Below are 3,180 nucleotides of genomic sequence, written 5' to 3'. Positions count from 1 at the left end.
GAACTGGGTTTGAGGCGTGATGGTCACGGTGTACTGAGTGCCGTTCCTGGCGTTGACGCTCCAGGTTGACCCGCTCTCGGCGGTGATCTGGCCGATGAGTCCATGGGCGTGGCCGCTCTTGGCCGGCGCGGTGGCCGCGGGTGGCGCTGTCGTCGTCGGGGTGACTCCCGGGGTGGTCGATCCGCCGGAGCAAGCCGCCACGACGCCCACCGCGACCGAGGCGCCGACCACCCCGATCGCCACCTTTGTCGCTATCCGTCGATAGTTTCCGCCTGCGACGCTGTCCATCGCTCACTCCTTGATCAGATGCAGCACGCGAAACGCCGTGCCGACGTTGTGCTTTCTGTTATGGACCGGCTAGGTGAGAGCAAGCTGCACACAACATCACAGTTGCCTGGGAGAGATCACGGCAGTGATGACCGATGCGGCCCGCAAGTCTCTTTACAGGCCTGCGGTGTCATAACGCGGAGCAACCCGAAAACGTCGTTTCGTTATTCATCCTTTGCGGTTGGAGCGCGTCAGCTAGCGCGTACACGTCGTCGAAGACCGACAGCGGCAGGTGTGTCGATGGCCGCGGTGGGACGCGGTGCCATACCCGTCCGGCGCAGGGAGCATTGCTTGCTTCGAAATGAAATACAGTCGCGACAGCCCTGTCGTCGCCGAGTTCGACACCACGGCTGTCCACCGCCGCCAGCGCAGCCCTCCTGTCGAACTCGGCGCACGCAAGGCTGCTGCCCACCTGAGGACGAGGGCCATACCGCCACTCAGGACCCTTTTCACCCCTCTGGGCGGCGCGAAGCGCCCACGGGCGTTGGGTCGTCATGTTGCGGTGGCGACGCTCCGGTCCGCCTAGGCTCCTGCCAAAGTCCACACAGCCCACCTACCACCAGCCGCGACACCGCGTTGGCTACCATCAGCGCGAGGGCCGTTAGCTCAACTGGCAGAGCAAAGGACTTTTAATCCCCTGCGCCGTTTCGCCCGGTGTGCCAGGAATCTGGGCTCCAGTGGTGTCTACCTGCTGGTTCTCGGCGGCGGACCGAGTGCTGTCGATCGCGGTGTGCGGCACCGGGCTCAATTCGGGCTCCTGTGTTGCGCGCCGGGCGCGGGGGACGATGCGTGCGGCGGCTTCGGCGGTTTCCCGGGCGAGTTCGGGCAGGACGTGCGCGTAGGTGTCCGCGGTGATGGTGATGGAGGAATGACCGAGCAGGTCTTGGACGACTTTGAGGTCGGCGCCGGTGGCGAGGGTCAGACACCCCAGGAGCTTTGTTGTCAAGCGGCGAGGTGTTGGTAGCGGTGTGACCAGGCGGTGGTGGGGTTGTAGGTGGTGTGGGTTTTGAGGCAGCCGTGCAGGATGCCGACGAGGCGGTTGCCGAGTTGGCGCAGGGCGGCGTTATGGCCGAGGTCGCGGGCGCGGAGCTCGTCGTAGTAGGCGCGGGCGCCGGGATCGTGCAGGATCGCCGCGCCGGCTTGCATGTGCAGGGCGTCGATGAGGCGGTCGTTGTGGATGAACCGGGCGTGCACGGTTTTGGATTTGCCGGATTGGCGGGTGATCGGTGCGGTGCCGGCGTAGTTCTTGCGGGATTTCGCGTCGGCGTAGCGGCCGGGCGCGTCGCCGAATTCTGCGAGCACCCGGGCGCCGAGGATCACGCCGAGACCGGGTTGGCTGAGGTAGGCCTCAGCGTCCGGGTGCTGGCCAAAATGCGCACCGACCTGCTCTTCCAGGGTGGTGATCTCGGTGTTGAGGGTCTGCAGGACCGCGACCGTCGCGCGGACAGAAGCCGCGTAGGCGCTGGCCACGATCTCGGCCAGGCCCAGGTGCTCGGTGCGCAACGCCTCACGGATCGCGGCGGCCTTGCCCGGGATATCCCTGCGGCGGGCTCGCTTCAGGACGGCGCTGATCTGCGCGTGGGTGAGTCTGGCCGCGGCGGCCGGGGTGGGTGCCTTGGCCAGCAGCTCCAAGGTGTCGGCTCCGGTCAGCGTCAACGGCTTGTATGCCTGCAGTGCCGCGGGGAAGTAGTCGCGCAGCGCCGCTCGCAGGCGCAGTGTGTGGCGGGTCCGTTCCCAGATCAAACTCTGGTGGGCGCGGGCTACGACCTTGACCGCCTCGGCGATGTCGGTGTCAGCGGCGACCTGGCGCAGCTGGTGGCGGCGGGTGCGCACCATGTCCGCCAGGACGTGCGCGTCGGCCTTGTCGCTCTTGGCCCCTGACAGCGACACCAGCTCCCGGTGCCGAGCGGCCTGCTTGGGGTTCACCCCGAACACCTGATAGCCGGCCGCGACCAGCGCCCGCACCCACGGCCCGCGGTCGGTCTCGATACACACCAGCACCCGCGAGGGATCAGCGTCCTCGGGCAGAAACGTCGCGATCAACTCGTGGAAACGGGCCATCCCGTCCACACCCTCGGGCAGCCGGGCGGTGCGCATCGCCCGGCCGTGCTCGTCCTGCACCTCCACATCGTGATGATCTTCAGCCCAGTCATCTCCGACGAACAACACCGCAGCCTCCACTCTGCCCAGGGACATCAGCAGCCCGCGGGAGAATCCAGCGCCCTAATGGACCAGTGCTCACGCCGAAGATCAGCGGGCACGACACCCCAGCAGCCGTCCCTCTCCCGACCACCGGCGAGGGCACGTTCTGACCCCAGGACTCAACCTCGGTCCAGGGTGTGGAAGTGCTCACCCGCCGGCGGCTACCGGGCACCGAGTCTGTCAACGACCGACCCAGTAACTGCCATTAGGGTGTGACCCCCGGCCAGCGGGATGTGCCAGTCCTGGCCGTACTCGGTGCGCCCAGCCCACACCCGCCGCAAATCAATGGCGCCGCCTTGGATCCGGGCCAGTGCAGCGAGATCGGGGCAGGTCACCGGCTCGGCGAGCAGGTTGCGGCGCTGGAAATCAATCGACACCACATTGGGGGACAGTTCCCGGACCTGGCAACGGGCCACCCCGCGGGCCGAAGCCAGTGCCCGGGCAGCGGCGTCGAAGTCTTCCGGTTTCTGGCCAGGCACCAACCGCACCCGGACCAGATCCCAGGACGCACTCGAGCGCACCCCGAGGACTTTGGGCAGCTGCGCCGGCACCTTGCGCCCATTGCCGCCCAGGGCTCGCCCGAACGGCGTGACCGCGAGCACGACCGGCGCCGCATCCTGCTTGACGCCCAAGCCGCAGGCGTGCAGCCAG

General features: G+C 67.5%; 3 protein-coding genes and 1 pseudogene. All 4 read right to left on the bottom strand.

The genetic code is table 11. From position 1 onward, the window contains the following. A pseudogene (locus VFW69_RS05915) lies at window positions 1–288 on the bottom strand (hypothetical protein); the annotation flags it as partial. A 640-nt stretch (window positions 289–928) separates the two neighbouring features. Beyond that, a complete protein-coding gene (locus VFW69_RS05910) occupies window positions 929–1,273 on the bottom strand; it encodes a hypothetical protein (RefSeq protein ID WP_526499124.1) in 345 nt (114 codons plus the stop codon). After that, a complete protein-coding gene (locus tag VFW69_RS05905; protein ID WP_526499126.1) occupies window positions 1,270–2,496 on the bottom strand; it encodes an IS110 family RNA-guided transposase in 1,227 nt (408 codons plus the stop codon). The genes VFW69_RS05910 and VFW69_RS05905 overlap by 4 nt, the downstream gene beginning before the upstream one ends. Before the next feature lie 194 nt (window positions 2,497–2,690). Beyond that, window positions 2,691–3,180, bottom strand: a 490-nt coding sequence (locus tag VFW69_RS05900; RefSeq protein WP_526499122.1) for a hypothetical protein, incomplete at its 5' end; no start/stop codon positions are given.

It is taken from the genome of Mycobacterium sp. (genome assembly GCF_036273375.1).
Taxonomy (GTDB): domain Bacteria; phylum Actinomycetota; class Actinomycetes; order Mycobacteriales; family Mycobacteriaceae; genus Mycobacterium.
This window is presented reverse-complemented; position numbering and strand designations above follow the sequence as displayed.